This is a genomic window from Sphaerimonospora sp. CA-214678, assembly GCF_050942215.1.
GTDB lineage: Bacteria > Actinomycetota > Actinomycetes > Streptosporangiales > Streptosporangiaceae > Sphaerimonospora.
This window is the reverse complement of record NZ_CP192056.1, coordinates 1101586-1124019: the sequence shown is the minus strand read 5'-3', so window position 1 is coordinate 1124019 and position 22434 is coordinate 1101586. Positions and strand designations below refer to the sequence as shown.

Below are 22434 nucleotides of genomic sequence, written 5' to 3'. Positions count from 1 at the left end.
GGGCGAAGGAGGCTTAAAGCCGTGACCAAGAAAACCCCGCTGGGCCGTGCGGGCAGCGCCGTGGCGGCGCTGGTCATCAGCATGTTCGCGCTGATCGCCACGGTCCCGTCTGCGTACGCCGCCGCTCCGCCGGACCCGGCCACCGTCGTCGCGTCGTGGAAGAACAGTCAGGATCACTTCTATGCGATGAGCGGATCGCCGCTGTCGTCCACCCAGCAGAACGGGCTCCGCGAGGCGCTGAAGGAGTCGAAGGCCCCGATCTATGTGGCCGCACTGCCCGACGGCACCGTGACCACCGCCCAGATCAGTACCTATATCCCACAGCTGCTGACCGAGCTCGACAAGGCGGGCCGGTCGAAGGCGACCGTGGCGGTGCTCGACGGGACCAGCCTGTTCGCCGGATCGAACGACCTGCCCAAGAACGCGGCGGGCACGTTGGCCAAGCTCTCCACCAACGCCAACACCGACCTCGTCACCGGCATGCAGGACTTCGTCAACCGGGTCAACATGGTCAAGGACGGCGATGTCAGCGGGGCGCGTAAGCAGGGAACCACGGTCGGTGGAGGCGGCGGCACAGGCGTGCTCGTCGGCATCCTGGGCATCGCGGTCGTGGGCGGAGCCGGGCTGTGGATGATCGCTCGCCGCAACAAGCGCAGGCGTGAGGAGCGCGAGGCGGCCGAGCTCGCCGCGGTGAAGCAGACGGTCGAGGAGGACGTCACCAAGTTCGGTGAGGAGATCACCGCCCTCGACATGGACGTGAAGATGCTGCCGCAGGCGGAGACGGCGGCCGACTGGCAGCGCGCACTCGACTCCTACGAGCAGGCCAAGAACGAGCTGGCCGCGGTGCAGCGCGCGGACGAGCTGCGCACGGTGACCTCGACGCTGGAGGACGGCCGCTACGCGCTGGCCTGTGTCAAGGCCCGGGTGAACGACCAGCCGCTGCCCGAGCGCCTGCCCCCGTGCTTCTTCAACCCGCAGCACGGCCCGTCGGTCCGCAACGTGCGGTGGGCCCCGCCCGGCGGCGCGCTCCGCGACGTACCCGCCTGCGCGGCGGACGCCGAGGCGGTGGAGCGTGGCTTCGACCCGCAGATGCGCGAGGTCATGGTCAACGGCGAGCGCAGGCCGTACTGGGACGCGGGCCCGGCCTACCAGCCGTACGCCTACGGGTACTACGGCGGCTTCGGCGGCGACCTGCTGACCGGCATGATGGTCGGCACCATGCTCGGCCACGCCTTCGGCGGCGGCTGGGGCGGCTACGGCGCGGGCTACGCGGCGGGCGTCGAGGCCGGTGGTGGCGGCGGCGACGACTGGGGCGGCGGTGACTTCGGCGGCGGAGGTTTCGGCGGCGGCGACTGGGGTGGCGGCAGCGACTTCGGCGGTGGCGATTTCGGCGGCGGCGACTGGTGACCCCCGAGCGGACCGGTAGCCACCGAAAGAACCGGTAACCCCAAGGGGACCACTAACCCCAATGGGACCGGTGACCCCAGGGGATCGGTAGCGGCGAAGGGGCCGGGTGGCCGCCGACCGGCGATATCCGGCCCCACCCCCTCCCCCGCGTGATCTTGCGAATACTCGCAGCGATTCCCGCTCACCAGGACGGATACCATTCGTGATCTTGCAGAAACTCGCAGGGAGGGCCCGCCACCTGCAACTTCATCCGCCGTGATCTTGCACTCGACCGGGTGTGAGATCACGGCGTCGCCGTGTCCGGGCACCGGCGGCGAACCCGCCGACCCCCATGAACGCCCTACCGACGCTCCGCCGATGCCCGCCCACCGGTGCCTCGCCGCGTGCGAGTGGTCAGATGGTGGTGGTGAGCGGCGACATGAGGCGCCTGGCCGCCTCGGTGATGGAACCCGACAGCGACGGGTACACCGCGAACGTGTGCGCGAGCTGATCGACGGTGAGCCGCTGCTGCACGGCGACGGACACCGCGAGGATCAGCTCCGACGCTCGGGGGGCCACCACGACGCCGCCGAGCACGATGCCCGTGTTGGGCCGGCAGAAGAGCTTCACGAACCCGTCGTTGAACCCCTGCATCTTGGCCCGCGCATTGGTCGCCAGGGGCAGCTTCACGACGTTGGCGCCGATTTCGCCGGACTCGATCTGCTGCTGCGACACCCCGACGTTGGCGATCTCGGGGTCGGTGAAGATGTTGGCGGCGACCGTGGCCAGCCGGATGGGCTGGACGGCCTCGCCGAGTGCGTGCCAGACGGCGATCCTGCCCTGCATGGCGGCGACGGACGCCAGCATCAGCACGCCCGTGCAGTCGCCGGCCGCGTAGATCCCGGGAGCCGAGGTCCTGGACACCTTGTCGACCTCGATGAACCCGCCCCGGTCGAGCCGTACGCCGTTGTCCTCCAAGCCGATCCCGGCCGTGTTGGGCACCATGCCGACGGTCATCAGGCAGTGACTGCCCTCGGCGGTCCTGCCGTCCTCCAGCGTGACCACGACTCCGTCGGCAGTGCGCTTGACCGAGGCGGCCCGCGATCTGCCCAAGACGTTCATGCCGCGACGCCGGTAGACCTCCTCCAGCACCTCGGCCCCGTCGGCGTCCTCGTTCGGCATCATCCGGTCCCGGGAGGAGACCAGCGTCACCTGGGAGCCGAGCGACTGGTACGCGCCGGCGAACTCGGCGCCGGTCACCCCCGACCCGACGACGATCAGATGCTCGGGCAGTTCCCGCAGGTCGTACAGCTGCCGCCAGGACAGGATGCGCTCCCCGTCCGGCTCGGCGCCGGGCAGCACACGGGGGTGGGCGCCGGTGGCGACGATGACGACGTCGGCCCGGATCGTCCGGTCGCCCGCGCGTACCACCTGGGGGTCGACGAGCCGCCCCTCGGCGTGGATCACCTCCACGCCCTCGGCGGCGAGCCGTGCCCTGACGTCGGCGGACTGCGCGTGCGCCAGCTCTTTCACACGCCTGTTCACCAGGCGCATGTCGGCGATGACGCCTCCGGTCTCGCCGTCAGAGCCGCCGTCGTACTGGACGCCGACCGATGACGCGTCGAGCAGCGCCTGTTTTCGGACGGAGGTGGCGATCAGGGTCTTGGACGGCACGCAGTCGGTGAGCACGCAGGCGCCGCCGGGGCCGTCCCGTTCGACCACGGTGACCTGTGCACCCAGTTGCGCGGCCACCAGCGCCGCCTCGTACCCGCCGGGACCGCCACCAATGATCACAATCCTCGTCACGTATCCTATTGTCCCGCATTCTTACGCGCCCATTCCCTGTTCACCCGGTCCGGCCGTACCGAATCCGTCTCCGGCGGCACGTCGTAAGCGATCCCGTCGGCGAAGACCGGGCATCTTGGATTACGCTTGTGTGCCGTGCCTGTTTACGCCGCCTACGGCAGCAACATGGACCCGAAGCAGATGGCCGAGTGGGCCCCCCACTCGCCCATGCGAGGAACCGGCTGGTTCGCGGGCTGGCGGCTGACCTTCGGCGGGGAGGACGTCAGCTGGGAGGGCGCGCTCACGACCATCGTCGAAGACCCCGACGACCAGGTGTTCGTCGTGCTCTACGACGTGCCGGAGTGGGACGAGGCCTCCCTCGACGAGTGGATGGGCACCGATCTCGGCATCTACCGCAAGGTACGGCTCCGCGTCGCGACCCTGGAGGGCGACGTACTGGCCTGGACCTACGTCCTCGACTCCTATGAGGGCGGCCTGCCGTCCGCGCGTTACCTGGGCATCCTGGCCGAGGCCGCCGAGAAGGCCGGTGCCCCCGACGACTACGTCACCGGCCTGCGCAACCGCCCGTGCAAGTCGCTGGGTGACTGACCGCACACCGCCCGGTTCCTCGTTCTCCCCCGCGTCGTCCCGCGTGCCGTACCTCTGCAAGATCACGTATGACGATCGCCCAGGTCAGCGGCCTTGGGTGCGAGTTTCTGCAAGATCACGGGAGGTATTCTTCCAGCTCGGGGCGGCTCCTGCGAGCAACTGCAAGATCACCACGGGGGTGGGGGGGTCGGACGGCTTCTGTACCCTCACTGGTGTGACCAACGACCCATATGCCCTGGCGGCCGAGGCCGCGAGCACCCTGCGCAACCTCACCGGCGTCGGTTCCTTCGATGTGGCCCTCGTCATGGGCTCGGGATGGGTACCGGCCGCCGACGCCATCGGCGAGACCATCGCCGAGTTCCCCGTGACGAAGCTTCCCGGTTTCACCCCGCCCGCCGTCGCCGGGCACGCGGGCGCCCTCCGCGCGGTACGGACCGGCGCGGGCCTGAACGCGCTGATCTTCCTCGGACGCACGCACCTCTACGAGGGCCGCGGCGTGGAGGCCGTGGTCCACGGAGTCCGTACGGCGACCGCCACCGGCGTACGCGCCGTCGTGCTGACCAACGCCGCCGGCGGCCTGCGGCCGGAGACGCAGCGGGTCGGCGAGCCCATCCTGATCAGCGACCACATCAACATGACCGGGAGCAACCCGATCACCGGCGCGACGTTCGTCGACCTGACCGAGGTCTACAGCCGGCGGCTGCGCGCCCTCGCCCGCGAGGTGGACCCGTCGCTGGCCGAGGGCGTCTACGTGGCGTTCCGCGGGCCGACGTACGAGACGCCGGCCGAGATCCGCATGCTCCGCACGCTCGGCGGGGACCTGATCGGCATGTCCACCGTGCTCGAGGCGATCGCGGCGCGGGAGGCCGGCGCCGAGATCCTCGGCATCTCCCTGGTCACCAACCCGGGCGCCGGCCTGACCGGCGAGCCGCTCGACCACGAGGAGGTCCTCGCGGTGGGCCGGGCCACCGCCACCCGGATGGGCGCCCTCCTCGCCAAGGTGGTCGACAAGCTTTAGGCAGATGTCCACCGGGTGCCCTGTCGGCCTGCCGGGCATGATTTGTCGGGACACGACCGGAGGATGACTCAGGGGGAACGCGCTTTGACCACCGACGACCTGGTCCGGATCGCCCGTGAGTGGCTCGCCCAGGATCCCGACCCGCTGACCCGGGCGGAGTTGGCGGACATCCTCGGTCGCCGGGACACGGCCGCGCTGGCCGACCGGTTCCGCGACAGGCTCGAGTTCGGTACGGCCGGCCTGCGCGGCGAGCTGGGCGCCGGCCCGAACCGGATGAACCGCGTCACGGTGATGCGGACCGCCGCCGGGCTGGCCCGCGTGCTCGGGCCGGGCGGGCACGTGGTCGTCGGCTTCGACGCACGCCACATGTCGGACGTGTTCGCGGCGGACACCGCCGCCGTGCTCACGGGGGCCGGCCTGCGCGTCTCGGTGATGGACGGCAGATGGCCGACCCCGGTGCTGGCGTTCGCCGTACGCCACCTGGGGGCGGACGCGGGCGTCATGGTGACCGCCTCGCACAACCCGCCACGGGACAACGGCTACAAGGTCTACTGGGGGGACGGCGCGCAGATCGTCCCGCCGATCGATCGCGAGATCTCCCAGGCGATCGACGCCGTCGGCCGGGTGGACGAGCTTCCCCTCGGCCACGGCTGGGAGACGCTCGACCACGACGCGATCGTCGTTCCGTACCTGGAGGCCCTGGCCGCCCTCCCGGTCGGCGCGGCCAGGGAGCTGGTGATCGCGTACACGCCGCTGCACGGGGTCGGGTACGGCGTCCTCGCCGAGGCGTTCGAGCGCGCGGGGTTCGCCGCGCCGCGCGTGGTCGGCCGTCAGGCCGAGCCGGACCCCGACTTCCCGACCGTGGCGTTCCCCAATCCGGAGGAACCCGGCGCGATGGACCTCGCGCTCGGCCTGGCCGCCTCGATCGGCGCCGACCTGGTGCTGGCCAACGACCCGGACGCGGACAGGTGCGCCGTCGGCACTCCGCTGCCTGAGGGCGGGTACCGCATGCTCACGGGCGACGAGGTGGGCGGCCTGCTGGCCGAGCACGTGCTGCGGCACACCTCCGGCGACGACCGCCTGGTCGCCACGACGATCGTGTCGTCGTCGCTGCTCGCCGAGATCGCGGCCGCGTACGGCGTGCGCCGGACCGAGACCCTCACCGGCTTCAAGTGGATCATGAAGGCCGGTCCCGGTCTGGTCTTCGGGTACGAGGAGGCGCTCGGGTACAGCGTCGGCTCCGATGAGGGCCTGCCCGTGTGCGACAAGGACGGCATCGGCGCCGCCCTCGCCGTCGCCGGTCTGGCCGCCGAGGCCAAGCGGTCCGGGCGGACGCTGCTCGACCTGCTGGACGACCAGGCCAGGCGGTACGGCCTGCATGCCACCGCGCAGCTCTCGTTCCGGGTGACGGACCTCGCGGAGATCCGCCGCGCCATGACCCGGCTGCGCGTCGAGCCGCCGGCCGAGCTCGCCGGTCGCGTGGTGGAGTCGGCCGAGGACCTGGCCGAGGGCGTGGCCGGGCTGCCGCCCACCGACGGCCTGCGCTACCGCCTGAGCGGCGGCGCCCGCGTGGTCGTACGGCCCAGCGGCACCGAGCCCAAGCTCAAGTGCTACCTGGAGATCGTCGTCCCGGTCGAAGACTCCGTGGCCGGGGCCAGGGCACGCGCCGCCGAGGACCTGGAGGCGCTCAAGAAGGACCTCGCCGCAGCCCTCGGCCTGCACTGATCAGGAGCCGCCTGAGGAGCCGCCTCAGGAGAGGACGATCGTCACCACCACCAGGGCGACCGCGGCCGCGGTGACCGCGAGCGCGACGGGCGACCAGGCGACCGAGCCGCTGAAGCGCGAGACGCTCCAGGGCGCCAGAGGCCGCTCCCCGGCTCGCCAAGCCCGGCTGGTGGTCTTCCGATAGATCACCGGCTACAACACCCGAAGGAGACACTCCACCCCGAACCGCCTCAGCCCGATCAACTACGAACAACGAGCGGATAGAGTGCTACTCACCGCACGAAGCCTGCGTCCTTACTTCGGGGCCGAGACGAGTGCGGTCCGGCGGGACGCCTCGTCGGGTGAGACACCGGTTCAGCCGCATCAAGCACCCAGGGCGCGTCGATCCCGGCGTCCAACGCGGCGGCGATCACCTGCGTGGCCAGGGCGGGTTTGGTGGCCGATACCCGTCGGGCGAGGATTCATGCGATCCCCCATCCTCCTGTGATTGACCTCCCGCGAGTTCATCTTTCCACAGGGCTTCGCACCCTATGCCCTCTTCTGTTCGCTCACATGTCCACCACAATGCGGTTAGTTCTCCCGGAGATCCCTATTGTCCGGTTCAATCTTGCCGGAAAAACACCATTGGGTCGGGACTGCGAAACCCGACAGAAGGTCCCAGCAAGGCAGCGAGAGACCCCGCTTCCGAGACGATCGGTAAGTCCGACTTTATGTGGAGTTGACGGATTCGTCACTAGAATAAAACGGTCAATGGGAGAGGGTGCAAGGAAAGGTTCAACCATGACTGTTACTGATGGATGGAAACACCGTAGGTGGCGCCAGCCTATCTGCAGACAGCATCACAATCTTGGGATTCCTCGGCTCTCTATTTCTGATTAACCCCGTGCTGACCAGTGTCATCGTCCTAGCCGCCGTTCCGATCCTCATTGGTGAAATGGCCATGTCAAGGCGTTACACGAAGGTCGCCTGGCGTATTGGGCCGCTGGAACGCCGGGAGATGTTCTACGGTGACCTGCTCTCAAGCGTGGAAGCGGCGAAAGAGATCAGACTGTTCGCTGCCGGAGCCTTCTTCCAGAAGCGCCTGCTAGCTGAGCGGCGTGTCATCGACGCCGCCCGACGCGATCTGGACCGGCGCGACCTGTTGGTCCAGGGCGGCCTGTCGGGGCTGACTGCCACTGTGTGGGGCGCCGGACTGCTGTGGGCGGTGAACGCGGCGCGGCAGGGCCAACTCTCAGCCGGCGACATCACCATGCTCATCGCCGCGATGACGGGAACTTAGGCCGCGCTCCAGGCACTCGCTAGAGACATCGCCTCCTTCTATCTGGAATTGTCCATGTTCGGTCACTACGTCGCGGTGGCAGACGCCGAACCCGACCTTCCTCTGCCCTCCCATCCACTTTCGGTCCCGCCACTTAGGCAGGGCATCGAGCTACGCGACGTCTGGTTCAGATATTCCGAGAACCACCCGTGGCTATTGCGGGGGGTCAACATCCGCATTCCGACCGGGAAGGCTCTAGCCGTCGTCGGCCTGAACGGTGTGGGAAAGTCCACCCTAATAAAGCTTCTGTGCCGGTTCTACGATCCTGAGCACGGTGCAATCCTCTGGGATGGCGTGGACATCCGTGACGCAGACGTGACGGAACTACGCCAGCGGATCGGCGTCACTTTTCAGGACCACATGGACTACAGCATGACAGCGGCAGAGAACATCGCTGTGGGAAATCTGAAGGTCATTGACGACGAAGCTCGGATTCAGGACGCAGCTAAGCTTGCCGGGGTCCACAATGCGATAACGAGACTACCGCGTGGATATCGCACGCTGCTGACCCGCATCTTCTTCTCGGAGTCCGAGAAAGAGAATCAGGAAACGGGTGTGGTGCTCTCGGGGGGCCAATGGCAGCGACTCGCATTGGCCCGCGCACTGATGCGTAACGACCGGGACCTCATGATCCTCGACGAGCCTTCGTCCGGCTTGGATGCTAAGGCTGAGCATGAGATTCATCTCGCGCTCAAAAAGCACCGGACCAAAACGAGCATCCTGATCTCTCATCGGCTCAGCACAGTCCGGGAAGCCGACCGGATCGTAATTCTCTCCGACGGAATCATCACCGAAGAAGGAAATCACGACACCCTGATGTCCCTCAACGGGGAATACGCCAAGCTCTTCAGACTCCAGGCATCGGGCTACCAAATGGAGACGAATGACGAGCTACTGGAGAGATAGACAACTAAACTAGATTCATACTCCGATTGCCATAACCTAACATGTCCGGGAAGCACCCACTTTCCCTTCAAAAACCTCTCATCTGCACGATTGGACATCTTCGATGAAGCTAGCTATTAAGATTTTGACAAAGGCGCCTATGCCGACCACCCGATTACGGCACATCATCGCCTTTCATCGGCTGTTTCTGGTCACTGCCATACTGGCCTGCCTACTTCGCGTAGTTACCATGCTCGGCTATCGACCCGGCCGCATCTATTGGTATGACTCGTATACCTACATGCAGCTCGCGTTACGACTCTCACCACGTGAAGAATTGAATCCGAGTGGCTACCCTATCCTACTCCACCTACTTCTTCCATTTCATCGAATAGAGGTCGTCGTCGGATTTCAGCACTTTCTGGGACTGATGGTGGGGGTGCTCGTATACGCACTTCTCCGGCACAAGGGACTACCCGCATGGGGTGCCACACTTGCTTCTCTTCCCGGCTTGTTCGACGCATCCTTTCTTCGTCTCGAGCACGCCGTACTCGGTGACGCTCTGTTCATATTTCTGGTCGTCGCGGCGACCGTGTTGTTGAGCTGGGCACCAGCGCCCTCCAACCGGGCATGCATAGCTGCGGGATTACTTCTCGCCTGGGCTACGCTAACCCGGACGATCGGTCTTCCCTTACTCCTCCTAGCCGTTTTGTACATAACTGCACGCCGGATCGGGTGGCGGCCAGTCGTGGCGATCACCCTCGCCAGCGCAATTCCGCTGGGTCTCTACGCGACCTGGTACAGAACGGAATACGGCCGGTTCACCCTTGTTCGCGGAAGTGGCTCCGCACTTTGGGCAAGAACGATGACGTTCGCGAACTGCGCTGAGATCAAACCTCCCGCTGAAGAGGCACCGCTGTGCCCGAACGGGGCCAAGCAAGAGGCCGCGGAAGGGTACTTTTGGGCATCCGATTCCCCCCTCAACAGCATGCCCGGAGGCCGAAAAGAGAACGATGCTCTAGCACAGTCGTTCGCGATTCGCGCCATACTTGCCCAGCCTGCGGACTATGTGAGGACAGTCGCGACGCAGGTCGCCTTCGCCTTCCACTGGACACCCGTGCGCTACCCTCCGCGGACCACTCCGGCGTTCGGATTCGCGGGTGACCGCATGCCGGACTCTGTGCCTGACTGGGCGAGTACCGCATTGCACAGGTATGCGCCGACTGCCGACGGCGGAGACAATGCGGTGGAGCCGTACGCGGGGTTCCTGCGCTGGTACCAGTATCCCGCCTACCTTCGCGGGCCTTTTCTTGCGGTCATCTTCCTGCTGGGCGCTCTAGGCCTGCGCAATGGGCGCTCCTTCCTCTCCTGGGCGACGGCGGCGATATTGCTCGTCGCCCCGGTAGCGGCCTTGGACTTCGACCACCGATATGTCCTGCCTGCCATTCCCCTTGCCTGCATGGCCGCAGGTCTGGGCAGTCTCCGCGACCCGCGGATGTCGGTGCCAAGCAGCCGAAGGCCCGCGCGGCTCCTCGAAGGGGCTAGCCGATAGGTGCAGAAGCTTCTAAACTCCTGATCTCGAGGCTGATATGTACTATTTCGCTATCGCAAGCCGATGCTTCATCGGTGTGGTCTTCCTGGTGTCTTTTCTCGGCAAAGGAATCAACTCGGGCAGCCGACGTGCGTTCATCGAGTCGTTGCGAGAGACACGGCTGATTCCGGATCGACTACTGTCCATGTCCGCTTTCGCGATCCTGGTCGCCGAACTGACAATCGTCGTTCTGATGGCGGTTCCGAACGCCACGGCGAACGTGATTGCATTCGCCATCGCAGCGGCGTTGCTCACGGTCTTCGCGATCGGCATAGTTCAGGTGCTGCGAAGCCGTCGCCAAGCCTCATGCCGCTGTTTCGGTGGGTCTTCGGTACCCCTGAGAGTCCGGCACGTCTTGCGGAACGTCCTGCTCGTCGTGGCCTGCCTGGTGGGAGCTCTGGTCATGGGGACCGCTGAAGCTGGGACCGCTTCAGAGGTCGCCGGTATATGCATAGCGCTGTCCGGAGGCAGCGTCTTCGGGGCGTTGACCACTAAGTTCGACGAGATCATCGAACTGTTCGAGTAGTTGACACAGGGATGTCGTCAGAAGGGGGCGAGCAACGAGATGGCTGACTGGCAGGGTCCACGGAAGATCCCCGGGCAGCGCGTCTATCACGTGGATGACCTTCCGCTGGGAGATGAGTCGTTCAGGATCCCGCTGCCCGCCGAACCGCAATCCGGCACAGCAGGAATATACCGGTACCAAGCGAAACTCCTGCTCATTGCCTTGCTGGCCATCGGTGCTCTCCTGACGGCGGGGGCGTATGCCTCCGCCTATTCGAGGCAGTGGCCGATTGCGGCGATATGCGCCGCGTTGCTGGCCGTGTGGTCCGGGGCCGGTGCCTGGTATCTGCTTCGCGGAAGCAGGTTGGTTGCCGTCATCATCCGCGGAAGGAGTATGGAGCCGGCCTACCGGGACGGCGATCGCGTTCTCGCGTATCGCACGGGCGGTGTTCCCTCCGTGGGGCAGGTCGTCGTAGTCGAACGCTGGCTTCACGGTAGTCAGAGGGAATGGAACAAACCTGCGATACCGGCTAGGGGAAAGACAGGATCGATCACCGGACGGAGCTGGATGGTCAAACGTGTTGCCGCGGTGCCGGGAGACCCGGTGCCCGACACCCTGCCCGACCTCGTAGGGTATTCGGCGTCGGGGCGCGTACCGGCGGGAATGCTGCTGCTCCTTGGGGATAATAAAGAAGATAGCTTCGATTCGCGAAAATTTGGATATTTCCCTCTGGAGCGTGTCCTGGGAGTGGTACACCGAAGCCTTTCCCTGGAGCGGTAAGTGAAGCACTCCAACTTCGGCACTCCGATAGTCCGGGTATCCTTGGTTCTCAGGCTTCGCCGGTCAGCCGAGGTCGCGTCGAACTCGCCGTCCAGCACGCCGAGGTGGAAGGCCGTTCACTCCGTCTGGATGAAGTACAGAACGGGACCAAGGACTTCCCAGCCTCGGGTGGTCAGCGCCCATAGAGGAGGCGGACGAGGACTGTGGCTGGTGAAGAGCATCTGCCTCGAGTGTGGGACAGCTAAGGTCGGGACAAGGCGGGCGGTCTGGGGGCTGGTGGCATTGCCAACGGCCGACCACCTGATAACAACCGCCGCAGAGGAACGCCTCAGGAGAGGACGATCGTCACTGCCACCAGGGCGACCGCGGCTGCGGTGACGGCGAGCGCGACGGGCGACCAGGTGACCGAGGTCTCACCCGACGAGGCGTCCTGCCGCATCGCGCCCGTCTCGGTGATCCGGTGGGCCACCCAGTCGGCGTGCGTACGCGTGCCGACCGCCTCGGCCACCGCCCGATCGGTGCGGGACGCGTCGGCCGAGGAGGCGGCCTTGGCCGCGCGTGCCGAGGCTCTGGCCCGTTCCCTGGCGGTGGTCTGCGGTGTCCAGCACCGGACCGTGGTGCGTCCGGCCTCGATGACGATCGCGTTGGTCACGATCACATCGCCGATCGCGTTCCACGGGATGTACGCGTTACGCAGCGGATTGCGGATGCGCACGCCGCCGTCCTCCAGCACGATCGCCGGGCGCATCGCCATGAGGAAGACCAGCGCCGTTATGACGCCCAGCACCGCTCCGGCGATCAGCGCCGAGGGCATCGAGCCGCGGGCGATCAGGTCGAAGGTGTTCCACGCGGCGAACGCCAGCCAGAGCCAGCCGAAGACCCAGGCGACCTTCGACCGGAAGACCTCGTCCTTCGGCCCGTCCATCTCAGGCCTGCCACTTCAGGTGGGCGAAGCCGGGCTTGATCACGCCGTTGATCAGCGCCAGCCGCTCGTCGAACGGGATGAAAGCGGACTTCATCGCGTTGACCGTGAACCACTGCAGGTCGTCCCAGTCGTAGCCGAAGGCCTCCACGAGCTTGGCGAACTCCAGCGACAGACTCGTCCCGCTCATCAGCCGGTTGTCGGTGTTGACCGTCACCCGGAAGTAGAGCCTGCGCAGCAGGCCGATCGGGTGCTCGGCGATCGACGGGGCAGCGCCCGTCTGCACGTTCGACGTGGGGCACATCTCCAGCGGAATCCGCTTGTCCCGGACATAGGCCGCCAGCCGCCCGAGCTTGGCCTCTCCGTCGCCCGAGCCGTCGGGCCCGATGCCCGGCGCGGTGATGTCGTCGATGATCCGCACGCCGTGCCCCAGGCGGTCGGCGCCACACCACTGGATGGCCTGCCAGATCGACGGCAGCCCGAACGCCTCGCCGGCGTGGATGGTGAAGTGGGCGTTCTCCCGCTGCAGGTATTCGAACGCGTCCAGATGGCGTGTGGGCGGATATCCCGCCTCGGCCCCGGCGATGTCGAAGCCGACCACGCCGACGTCGCGGTAGCGCACGGCCAGTTCGGCGATCTCCCTGGAGCGGGCCCGGTGACGCATCGCGGTGAGCAGCGTGCCGACCCTGATCCGCGGCCGGCCGTCCGATCCGGCGGAGCCCCGGCGGAAGCCCTCCAGCACGGCCTCCACGACCTCGTCCAGTGTGAGACCGCCCTCGCTGTGCTGCTCCGGGGCGAACCTGACCTCGGCGTACACCACGCCGTCGTCGGCGAGGTCCTGCGCGCACTCGGCCGCGACCCTGATGAGGGCCTCGCGAGACTGCATCACGCCGACCGTGTGAGCGAACGTCTCCAGGTAACGATCGAGTGAGCCCGAGTCGGACGCGTCCCTGAACCAGTCGGCTAGATTGTCCGGATCGCCGGAGGGCAGGACATGACCGCGCTCACGGGCCAGATCGATGATCGTCGCGGTGCGCAGCCCGCCGTCCAGATGGTCGTGCAGAAGCACCTTGGGCGCTTTGCCAATCTCCTGAAGGCTGGGCAAGCGGCTCACGTTCCCCACCCCGATCCGGTCGCTCATCAGGCAATCCTATCCTCGACGGGGTCATTCCTCCCGGTGCGCCGTGTCGGGGGAGAACGCGGGCAGACAGACGGCGACGTATTCGGCTCCGGAAGGCCCGGAGGCGTACCGGATCTTCTCTCCTGGCTCGCTGACGAACGCCTGACCCGCGGCGACGACCGTGGTGCCCCCGGCGTGCTCGACCACGACCGACCCCTTGAGCACCAGTGTGTACTCCGCGAACTCGGGGGTCTGGGCCGGTTCCTGCCAGCCGGGCGGGGCGACCATGTGCGCGATGGAGACTCCCTCGTCGCCGCTGTTCACCCGGCCGACGTACTCGTCTATGACCTTGCCGCCCGGCACCGGGATGCGGGTGGGACCGTCGATCCTCTTCACCATGCCGCCAGTCTCGCAACTCCGGCGGCGAGCGTTCAATGCCTCGCCGCGGAGATCGGAGAAGAGACCGAGCCGCACGGCGACGCTCCCGTCGCGAGCCGAGCGGACGGGCCAGGACGGTGCCGTCGCGGCTACGCGGTGACGCGCTCGACGACGAGCGGCAGCAGGCCGGGGTCGGCCGAGGCGCCGATCTCGTAGGCGCCGTTCAGCGCCTCGACTGCCCGCTCGAACCTCGTCGGTTCGTCCGCGTGCAGCGTCATCAGCGGCTGCCCCTCGCGCACCGTCTCCCCAGGCTTGGCGTGCAGGGTGACCCCGGCCCCGGCGGACACCGGGTCCTCCTTGCGTGCCCGGCCCGCCCCGAGCCGCCAGGCCGCCAGGCCGACCGACAGGGCGTCGAGCCGGGTCAGCACGCCCGACGCCGGTGCGGTGATCTCCAGGAACTCGGCGGCCTTCGGCAGCGGCGCGGCCGGGTCGCCTCCCTGGGCGGTGATCATGCGCCGCCAGACGTCCATCGCCGAGCCGTCCTTCAGAGCCTCCTCCGGGTCCCCGGCGCCGGCGATCCCGGCCGCCTCCAGCATCTCCCGGGCCAGCCGTACGGTCAGCTCGACCACGTCGTCCGGGCCGCCGCCGGCGAGCACCTCGACGGCCTCGGCGACCTCCAGTGCGTTGCCCACGGCGTTGCCGAGCGGCCGGTCCATCGCGGTGAGCAGGGCGACCGTGCGCACCCCGGCGTCGGTGCCGAGGGCCACCATGGTCCTGGCCAGCTCACGGGCGCTGTCCACGTCCTTCATGAACGCGCCGGAGCCGACCTTGACGTCGAGCACGAGCGAGCCCGTGCCCTCCGCGATCTTCTTCGACATGATCGACGAGGCGATCAGCGGGATCGACTCGACCGTGCCGGTGACGTCCCGCAGCGCGTACAGCTTCTTGTCGGCCGGGGCCAGCCCGGCGCCCGCCGCGCAGACCACGGCTCCGGCCGTACGGATGACCCCCAGCATCTCGTCGTTCGACAGGGAGGCCCGCCAGCCGGGGATGGACTCGAGCTTGTCCAGGGTGCCGCCGGTGTGCCCGAGTCCCCGGCCGGACAGCTGCGGCACGTACGCGCCGCAGGCGGCCACGAGCGGGGCGAGCGGCAGGGTGATCTTGTCGCCGACGCCGCCGGTGGAGTGTTTGTCCGCGGTGGGCCGGTCGAGGGCGGACCAGTCCATCCGCTCCCCCGACCTGATCATGGCCTGGGTCCAGTCCGCGATCTCCCGGCGGTTCATCCCGTTGAGCAGGATGGCCATCAGCAGCGCGGACATCTGCTCGTCGGCCACCTCGCCGCGCGTGTAGGCGTCCACCACCCAGTCGATCTGCGGCGTGGACAGCTCACCGCGGTCCCGCTTGGCGGTGATGACCTCTGTCGCGTCGAAACCCATGCCCTCTATCCCCTATCGCGACAAGTCGTCCGGCCCGAAGGCGTACGGCAGGATGTCCGCCATGCGCATCGGACCATCCGGCGTCTCGACCAGCAGGTCAAGCCCCCCGTGCTCGAGAAGCAGCTGACGGCAGCGGCCGCACGGCATCAGCAGCTCGCCATGCCCGTCCACGCAGGTGAAGGCGACCAGCCGGCCGCCCCCGCTCGCGTGCAGCGCGGAGACCAGGCCGCATTCCGCGCACAGTCCGACGCCGTACGACGCGTTCTCCACGTTGCAGCCGGTCACCACCCGGCCATCGTCCACCAGCGCCGCCGCGCCCACCGGAAACTTGGAGTACGGCGCGTACGCGTGCGTCATCGCCTCGTTCGCCGCCGTCTGCAGCGCCGCCCAGTCGATCGTCGTCATGTCGCTCCCCTTTTCGCATCCGCGACCTGTCATGTGGTCTGCCCCCTGCGGTAGGGGATTCCGTCGGCGGCCGGCATCCGCAATCGCTGGGACGCCAGCGACAACACCAGCAGCGTGGTCAGGTGCGGGGTGAACGTGGTGAACTGCTCGGGCACCGTGTCGGTCGCCATGAACACCACGAAGACCAGGGCGGCGCACCCCGCTGTGACCGAAGCGGCCATGGTACGGCTCTGCCGTCCAAGCAGAACGGTACGGCTCTGCCGCACGAGTTGGAAGACCGCCACGGCGGCGAGTATCAGCGCCACCACGAGCAGCAGCGCGTGCACGGACGTCCCGCCCTGCCGAAGCTGCAGCGCGTCCGTGTAGCCGAACAGCGCGGCGCCTCCGGCGAGCCCCCCGGGACGCCAGTTACCGAAGATCATCGCGGCGAGGCCGATGTATCCCCGGCCGCCCGTCTGCCCGTCACGGTAGATCCCGGCCGCCACGATGGACAGGAAAGCCCCGCCCAGCCCGGCCAGCAGGCCGGACACGACCACGGCGGCCCACTTGTACAGGTAGACGTTGACGCCCAGCGACTCGGCGGCGACCGGACGCTCGCCGCAGGAGCGCAGGCGCAGGCCGAACGCGGTGCGCCACAGGATGTAGTACGACAGCGGGATGAGCAGGATCGCCAGCAGCGTGAACCACGACACGCCCTGGGTGAGCCCGCGCAGGATGCCCGCCAGGTCCGACACCAGGAACCAGTGCCTGCCCTCCAGGTTCCGCAGCGGCCCGTCGATGACCGTGATGCTCAACCTCGGCATCTCGGGGAGCTGGGGAGAGTTCTTGGTCCCGCCGCCCGGCATCTTCTCGAAGACCAGCTTCGACAGATACTGGGTGAACCCCATGCCGACGATGTTGATCGCGACGCCGGAGATGATGTGGTCGACGCCGAAGGTCACGGTGGCGACCGCGTGGATCGCGCCGCCCAGAGCTCCGCCGATCGCGCCGGCGACGACCCCGGCCCATGGGCTGCCGAACTGAAGCGTCCCCCAGGCGCCGAACCAGGTTCCGAGCACCATCATGCCCTCGAGGCCGATGTTGACCACGCCGGCCCGCTCCGACCACAGGCCGCCCAGAGCCGCCAGGCCGATCGGCACGGCGAGGCCGAGGGCGGCGGCGATGGTGCCCCCCGAGGTGATGTCGTCGGCGCCGGTGACGATGCGCACGGCCGACAGCAGCACGACCAGTCCGGCCCCGCCGAGCAGCAGGATCGGCGTCGTGACCCGGAATCGGCGCGCCGGCGGCGCGGCCCGCCGCCCACCCGCCGGGACCTGCGCCGTGCTCGTCGCCTCCGCTCCCCCGCTCACGCCGCGGCCCCTTCCGCGGCCGGGGATGCGGCCGTCTCCTGGCCGGCCCGCCGCTGCTCGGCGACGATCCGATACCGGTGGACCAACTCGTACGCGATGATCACCGAGAGCACCGTCACGCCCTTCATGATGTCCACGGTCTCCTTGGAGATGTTGATCATCTGGAGGGAGTCTGACGAGTTGCCCAGGAAGCTCCACAGCAGCGCGCCGAGGGCCATGCCCACCGGGTTGTTCCGGCCGAGCAGCGCGATCGCGATGCCGTCGAAGCCGAGAACGGCGGGGAAGTTGTTGCTGTATTTGTACGTCTCGCCGAGCAGCTCGGGCATTCCGGCGAGACCGGCCACCGCCCCGGACACGACCATCGTGGTGACGACCATCCGCTTGACCCCGATGCCGCTCGCCAGCGCCGCCGGTTCCGACATGCCGGTAGCCCGCAGCTCGAACCCGAACCGGGTGCGGTTCAGCAGCACGTAATAGGCGATGCCGAGGATGATCGCCACCACGAGGAAGCCGTTGACCAGCTTCGGCGTGCCGGCGATGAGCTCCATACCGGGCATTCTGGAGCCCTCCGGGATCGGCCGGGTGGCCAGCTCGTTGCCGGTCAGCACGCCCAGATGGTTGCTCATGAGCCAGGAAGCGAGGCCGGTGGCGATCGCGTTCAGCATGATGGTCGCGATGACCTCGCTGACGCCGCGCTTCACCTTCAGCAGCCCGGCGATCCCCGCCCAGAGCGCACCGACGAGCACCGCGACCACGAGCACGAGCACGATGTTCAGCACACCGGGCAGCAGCGCGGCTCCGCCCACGCCCGCCGCCACCACGGCGGCCAGGCGATACTGCCCGTCGACGCCGATGTTGAACAGGTTCATCCGGAACCCGACGGCGACGGCCAGCGCCGAGATGTAGTACATCGTCGCGTTGTTGACGATGACGGCCATCGTGCGCGGCTGGCTGCCGTACCGCGCGAGCGTGTCGAAGGCCGCCAGGGGCGAGCTGCCCGCGATCAGCAGGACCACCGAGGTGATCAGCGCCGCGAAGAGGATCGCCAGCAGCGGAGCGGCCAGGGCCAGCCAGCCGCTGAGCCTCACCCGTCCCAGCAGCCTGTCGCGGAAACCACCCGCTCCGCCGGCTCCGGGCCTGCCGCCGCCGCGCTCGGCCGCTTCTTCTCGCTCACTCATTGTGCTGCCGCCTCACCGGCACCGGTCATGGCCGAGCCGAGCTGTTCTGGGGTCACGTCGGCGGGGTCCACGTCCGCGACGATCCGGCCGCGCAGGATCACCTTGAGCGAGTCGGACAGGCCGATGAGCTCGTCGAGGTCCGCGGAGATCAGCAGCACGGCGAGGCCGGCGGCGCGCGCTTCGCGCAGGTGATCCCAGATGGCGGCCTGCGCGCCGACGTCGACCCCACGGGTCGGATGGCTGGCGATCAGTAGCACCGGATCGCCGCTCATCTCCCGGCCGACGATCAGCTTCTGCTGGTTGCCGCCGGAGAGCGCGGCCGCCGCCGTGTCGATCCCCGGGGTACGTACGTCGTAGGCCTCGACGATCCGCCGCGTGTCGTTCCGTGCTCCGGTGCGGTCGATCCAGATGCCCTTGACGTTGGGCCGCCGGGTCTGGTGACCGAGGATCCGGTTCTCCCAGAGCGGCGCCTCGATCAGCAGGCCGTGCCGGTGCCGGTCCTCCGGGATGTAGCCGATGCCGCCCTCACGCCGTTTCAGCGTCGACCACCCGGTGATGTCCTCGCCGTCGAGTGTCAGCGAGCCCACCGTGCAGGGGCGGATGCCCATGAGCGCCTCGACCAGCTCGGCCTGGCCGTTGCCCTCGACACCGGCGATGCCGAGCACCTCGCCCCTGTGGATGTCGAAACCGACCCCGTCGACGATCGCCCGGCCGTCGGTGTCCCGCACGGTCAGGTCGCCCACCGACAGCACCACGGAGTCGGTGACGGTGGACTCTCGGGTCTCCGGGCTGGGCAGTTCGCTGCCCACCATCAGTTCCGCGAGGTGGCGGGCGGTCATGTCCCTGGGATCGACGCTCGCCACGGTCGTGCCGCGACGGATCACGGTGATCGCGTCGGCCACCCGCAGGACCTCGTCGAGTTTGTGGGAGATGAACAGGATCGTGAGCCCCTCGCGGACCAGACCGCGCAGGTTCTCGAACAGCTCGTCCACCTCGTGCGGCACGAGCACCGCGGTCGGCTCGTCGAGGATGAGGATCCGCGCGCCGCGGTAGAGGACCTTCAGGATCTCGACTCGCTGACGGTCCCCGACCCCCAACTCCTCCACGGGTACGTCCGGCCGGATGGCCAGGCCGTACGCGTCGGAGATCTCCTTGATCTTCTTGCGGGCGGCGCGGAAGTCGATGGCCACCCCACCCCGGCGCGGCTCACTGCCGAGGATGACGTTCTCCAGCACCGTGAGGTTGTCGGCCAGCATGAAATGCTGGTGGACCATGCCGATGCCCGCCGCGATCGCGTCGGCAGGGGTGTGGAAGACGACGGGTTCTCCGTCGACCCGGATCTCACCCTCGTCCGGCCGCTGCATGCCGTACAGGATCTTCATGAGGGTGGACTTGCCGGCGCCGTTCTCACCGACGATGGCGTGGATCTGTCCCTTGGCCACCCGTAACCGGACGTCGCGGTTGGCGACGACACCGGGGAACCTTTTGGTGATCCCGGTGAGCTCTACTGCGGGTGCCGTGGCGGTCTCGGTGGAAATGGCGGCCCCCTCCTCGAGGAGTACCTGAGCATGCGGTGACGGAAGAGAGATCAGGGATGGGGCCCGGGCCGTGGATGATTCGCCGGGCCCCACCAAGGCCGGGCTCAGGAGCTCGGGACCGTGATCTCTCCGTCGGTGATCTTCTGCTTGTACTCGTCGATCTGGGACGCGATGTCGTCGATCTTGCCGCCGGTCGTCGAGTAGCCCACCCCGTCGGCCTTGAGGTCGTAGACCGTCTTACCGGACTGGACCGTGCCTTCGGAGGCGTGCTTGAGGAAGTCGAAGACCGCGACGTCGATCTTCTTGATCATGGACGTGATGATGACGTCCTTGACGTCGGCGTACGCGGGGAGGGCGGCCTGGTCGGAGTCCACTCCGATGGCCATGGCGCCGGCCGCCTTGGCCGCCTCGAACACGCCGCTGCCGGAACCGCCCGCCGCCTGGTAGACGACGTCGGCGCCGCTGTCGAACATGCCCTGCGCGGCGGTCTTGCCCTTGGCCGGGTCGTTGAAGCCGGCGAAGTCCGGCGGCTGGGTCAGGTACTTCGACTGGACCTTGATGTCCGGCTTGACCGCCTTGGCCCCGGCCTCGAAGCCCGCCTGGAACTTGTGGATCAGCGGCACGTCCACGCCGCCGACGAAGCCGACGCTGCCCTTCTCCGACTTGAGCGCGGCGGCCACGCCGACCAGGAACGATCCCTGCTCCTCGGCGAACACCAGGTTGCTGATGTTCTCACCCGTCGCGGCATCGTCGTCGACGATGGCGAACTTCACATCGGGGAACTCCGGTGCGACCTTCTTGAGCGGCTCGGAGTAGGCGAAGCCCACCGCGATGACCGGGTTGTAACCGTTGGAGGCGAGCAGGCGGAGCCGCTCCTCCTTCTGGGCGTCCGTCTCACCCGCCGCGGCCTCCAGCTCCTTCTTCTCGGCGCTCAGCTCCGAGACGGCCTGGTCGAGGCCCCGGGCGGCGGCATCGTTGAAGGAACCGTCACCGCGACCGCCGATGTCGTAGGCGAGGCCGACCTTGAGCGCCTCACCTCCCGGTGCCGCCGACGAGGACGCCTCGGACGTGGTCGTCGTCGCGTCGTCACCGTTTCCGCACGCGGCGGCGGCCATGAGCATGGCACCCGCCGCGGTGGCGGCGGCCAGTTTGCTAACTCGATTGCGGAACAAGGTGTGTAGTCCCCTTCCGTGTCCCCGCCGGTCCAACTCCCGTCGCCGGCATGTAGGAACGCACGGCAACCCTGCACGGAAGATAGTTGTTTGTCCTGCTCAGACCAAACCCACACCACAGTCCGCAACGTGTCCGTTATGTACCGCAGGCCGCCCCGTGACCAGGTTGGCCGGTCCGCGGAAACTCCGGCTCACCCGCCACTCGCTCCCCAGGGTGCCCGCCTCATCCGGCCGCGACGAATCCGGCCGCCGCCAGGCGCACCACCGGGCGCAGGACGTTCACGACGGCGTCGATGGCGTTCGATGCTCCGATCGCCGCCGTCATCCATCGCTCGGGCATCTTCCAGCGCTGCGGGCCGGACATCCGGCCGCGACTCCGCGGTGACGCTTTCCGCGTCACCCGACGACCGGATCCTCCAGCACGTGGGCCAGGACCCTGGTCTGGAAGCCCTCGGGGTCGGGGCTGGACAGGCCCGCCATGGTCGCCAGCGCCTTCCACAGGGCCCATCCGCGCGCGCGTCTCCAGGTGTCGTCGCAAAGACCGACCGCCTCGCGGAAGATCTTCCGCTCGTCACCCGTGAAGTACGTCCACGCCATGACGAGGTCACACGCGGGATCGCCGACCCCGCAGGTGCCGAAGTCGATGACCGCCGACAGCCTCCCGTCGGTGGTGAGCAGGTTGCCGACGGCCACGTCGCCGTGGAACCACACCGGTGGATGCGGCCAGGCCGAAGTCAGCGCGCTCGCCCAGACGGCCTCACACGCGGCCACGTCGACCGCTGCCTCGAGCCGGTCCAGGGCGCGCTCGACCTGCTCGCCGTGGACGCCGGGGTGACACCCCCGGTAGTAGGAGTGCAGGCCGCCCGCCGGCCCCTGCTCCGCGGGGACGAGCCGCAGCGCGGCCAGGAAGCCTCCGAGATCCCGTGCCAGCTCGGATCCGTCGACACCGGTGGCCCCCTCGACGGTGTCTCCGGGCAGCCAGCGCCGTACCGACCAGGGGAACGGGTATCCGGCCGCCGGGCGTCCCGTCGCGACCGTCGCCGGCACGGGCAAGGGCAGATGGGCGGCCAGAACGGGCAGAAAGCGGTCCTCCTTCTCGACCGCGGCGACGTAGCCCTCCGCGCTGGGCAGGCGCACGGCCAGACGGTCACCGAGTCGGAAGGTCCGGTTATCCCAGCCCTGGCGGGCCACAGGCTCGACCGGCAGGTCACTCCACTCAGGGAACTGCTCGCAGACCAAGGCACGTACGAGGTCGGCGGTTATCTCGATAACAGTCAAATCCGGCATCCTCTCGACGACGTTCATTGCGGGCCGGTGGAACGAGGAATCCGGTC

22 protein-coding genes are annotated in these 22434 nt (G+C 68.0%); 9 read left to right on the top strand and 13 right to left on the bottom strand.

Translation table 11 applies throughout. The features are described 5' to 3' along the window. Window positions 1-21: 21 nt before the first annotated feature. Window positions 22-1407, top strand: coding sequence for a hypothetical protein (locus tag ACQP1K_RS05345; protein WP_433499749.1), 1386 nt, complete (start codon window positions 22-24; stop codon window positions 1405-1407). Window positions 1408-1800: 393 nt separating this feature from the next. Here the strand turns inward: ACQP1K_RS05345 and ACQP1K_RS05340 are convergent, their stop codons facing one another. After that, window positions 1801-3192: an NAD(P)H-quinone dehydrogenase gene (locus tag ACQP1K_RS05340; protein ID WP_433499748.1), complete on the bottom strand. Its 1392-nt coding sequence runs from the start codon at window positions 3190-3192 to the stop codon at window positions 1801-1803. 135 nt (window positions 3193-3327) lie between these two features. Between ACQP1K_RS05340 and ACQP1K_RS05335 the strand changes: the two genes are divergently transcribed. From ACQP1K_RS05335 to ACQP1K_RS05325, 3 genes are all read left to right on the top strand, one after another. Next, entirely contained in the window at window positions 3328-3780 is a 453-nt protein-coding gene (locus tag ACQP1K_RS05335; protein ID WP_433499747.1) for a gamma-glutamylcyclotransferase, read from the top strand. Window positions 3781-3994: 214 nt separating this feature from the next. Next, window positions 3995-4798 carry a purine-nucleoside phosphorylase gene (locus tag ACQP1K_RS05330; RefSeq protein WP_433499746.1) on the top strand — a complete coding sequence of 268 codons (804 nt, stop codon included), beginning with the start codon at window positions 3995-3997 and terminating at the stop codon, window positions 4796-4798. A gap of 84 nt (window positions 4799-4882) precedes the next feature. Then, window positions 4883-6523 (top strand): phospho-sugar mutase, encoded by a 1641-nt coding sequence (locus ACQP1K_RS05325; RefSeq protein ID WP_433499745.1) that lies wholly within the window; start codon window positions 4883-4885, stop codon window positions 6521-6523. Window positions 6524-6547: 24 nt separating this feature from the next. On the opposite strand, the gene ACQP1K_RS05320 is transcribed toward ACQP1K_RS05325, so the two are convergent. Beyond that, on the bottom strand, window positions 6548-6712 hold the full coding sequence (locus tag ACQP1K_RS05320) for a hypothetical protein (RefSeq protein WP_433499744.1): 165 nt from the start codon (window positions 6710-6712) through the stop codon (window positions 6548-6550). A gap of 694 nt (window positions 6713-7406) precedes the next feature. Between ACQP1K_RS05320 and ACQP1K_RS05315 the strand changes: the two genes are divergently transcribed. From ACQP1K_RS05315 to ACQP1K_RS05295, 5 genes are all read left to right on the top strand, one after another. Next, on the top strand, window positions 7407-7802 hold the full coding sequence (locus ACQP1K_RS05315; protein WP_433499743.1) for a hypothetical protein: 396 nt from the start codon (window positions 7407-7409) through the stop codon (window positions 7800-7802). Window positions 7803-7856: 54 nt separating this feature from the next. Beyond that, the gene (locus ACQP1K_RS05310) at window positions 7857-8747 is read left to right on the top strand and encodes an ABC transporter ATP-binding protein (protein ID WP_433499742.1); all 891 of its coding nucleotides are present in this window, start codon (window positions 7857-7859) and stop codon (window positions 8745-8747) included. Window positions 8748-9474: 727 nt separating this feature from the next. Continuing rightward, window positions 9475-10278 (top strand): hypothetical protein, encoded by an 804-nt coding sequence (locus ACQP1K_RS05305; protein ID WP_433499741.1) that lies wholly within the window; start codon window positions 9475-9477, stop codon window positions 10276-10278. A gap of 37 nt (window positions 10279-10315) precedes the next feature. Then, window positions 10316-10843, top strand: a complete 528-nt coding sequence (locus tag ACQP1K_RS05300; RefSeq protein ID WP_433499740.1) for a MauE/DoxX family redox-associated membrane protein — start codon at window positions 10316-10318, stop codon at window positions 10841-10843. A 39-nt stretch (window positions 10844-10882) separates the two neighbouring features. Next, entirely contained in the window at window positions 10883-11602 is a 720-nt protein-coding gene (locus ACQP1K_RS05295) for a S26 family signal peptidase (protein ID WP_433499739.1), read from the top strand. Window positions 11603-11930: 328 nt separating this feature from the next. On the opposite strand, the gene ACQP1K_RS05290 is transcribed toward ACQP1K_RS05295, so the two are convergent. The 11 genes from ACQP1K_RS05290 to ACQP1K_RS05240 form a co-directional block, all read right to left on the bottom strand. Continuing rightward, window positions 11931-12527 carry a hypothetical protein gene (locus tag ACQP1K_RS05290; RefSeq protein WP_433499738.1) on the bottom strand — a complete coding sequence of 199 codons (597 nt, stop codon included), beginning with the start codon at window positions 12525-12527 and terminating at the stop codon, window positions 11931-11933. Between the two features lies 1 nt (window position 12528). After that, window positions 12529-13665, bottom strand: coding sequence for an adenosine deaminase (locus ACQP1K_RS05285; protein WP_433499737.1), 1137 nt, complete (start codon window positions 13663-13665; stop codon window positions 12529-12531). A 24-nt stretch (window positions 13666-13689) separates the two neighbouring features. Further along, on the bottom strand, window positions 13690-14043 hold the full coding sequence (locus ACQP1K_RS05280; RefSeq protein WP_433499736.1) for a cupin domain-containing protein: 354 nt from the start codon (window positions 14041-14043) through the stop codon (window positions 13690-13692). A gap of 128 nt (window positions 14044-14171) precedes the next feature. Further along, window positions 14172-15458 carry a thymidine phosphorylase gene (locus ACQP1K_RS05275; RefSeq protein ID WP_433499735.1) on the bottom strand — a complete coding sequence of 429 codons (1287 nt, stop codon included), beginning with the start codon at window positions 15456-15458 and terminating at the stop codon, window positions 14172-14174. Window positions 15459-15470: 12 nt separating this feature from the next. Continuing rightward, window positions 15471-15863, bottom strand: a complete 393-nt coding sequence (locus tag ACQP1K_RS05270; RefSeq protein WP_433499734.1) for a cytidine deaminase — start codon at window positions 15861-15863, stop codon at window positions 15471-15473. 29 nt (window positions 15864-15892) lie between these two features. After that, on the bottom strand, window positions 15893-17212 hold the full coding sequence (locus ACQP1K_RS05265) for an ABC transporter permease (RefSeq protein WP_433499733.1): 1320 nt from the start codon (window positions 17210-17212) through the stop codon (window positions 15893-15895). Continuing rightward, on the bottom strand, window positions 17209-18390 hold the full coding sequence (locus tag ACQP1K_RS05260) for an ABC transporter permease (protein ID WP_433499732.1): 1182 nt from the start codon (window positions 18388-18390) through the stop codon (window positions 17209-17211). The genes ACQP1K_RS05265 and ACQP1K_RS05260 overlap by 4 nt, the downstream gene beginning before the upstream one ends. Then, the gene (locus tag ACQP1K_RS05255) at window positions 18387-19928 is read right to left on the bottom strand and encodes an ABC transporter ATP-binding protein (protein ID WP_433501490.1); all 1542 of its coding nucleotides are present in this window, start codon (window positions 19926-19928) and stop codon (window positions 18387-18389) included. The genes ACQP1K_RS05260 and ACQP1K_RS05255 overlap by 4 nt, the downstream gene beginning before the upstream one ends. 104 nt (window positions 19929-20032) lie before the next feature. After that, window positions 20033-21100 carry a BMP family lipoprotein gene (locus ACQP1K_RS05250; RefSeq protein ID WP_433499731.1) on the bottom strand — a complete coding sequence of 356 codons (1068 nt, stop codon included), beginning with the start codon at window positions 21098-21100 and terminating at the stop codon, window positions 20033-20035. Between the two features lie 223 nt (window positions 21101-21323). Next, on the bottom strand, window positions 21324-21464 hold the full coding sequence (locus ACQP1K_RS05245) for a hypothetical protein (protein WP_433499730.1): 141 nt from the start codon (window positions 21462-21464) through the stop codon (window positions 21324-21326). Between the two features lie 32 nt (window positions 21465-21496). Next, entirely contained in the window at window positions 21497-22378 is an 882-nt protein-coding gene (locus tag ACQP1K_RS05240; RefSeq protein ID WP_433499729.1) for an aminoglycoside phosphotransferase family protein, read from the bottom strand. Window positions 22379-22434 lie beyond the last annotated feature (56 nt).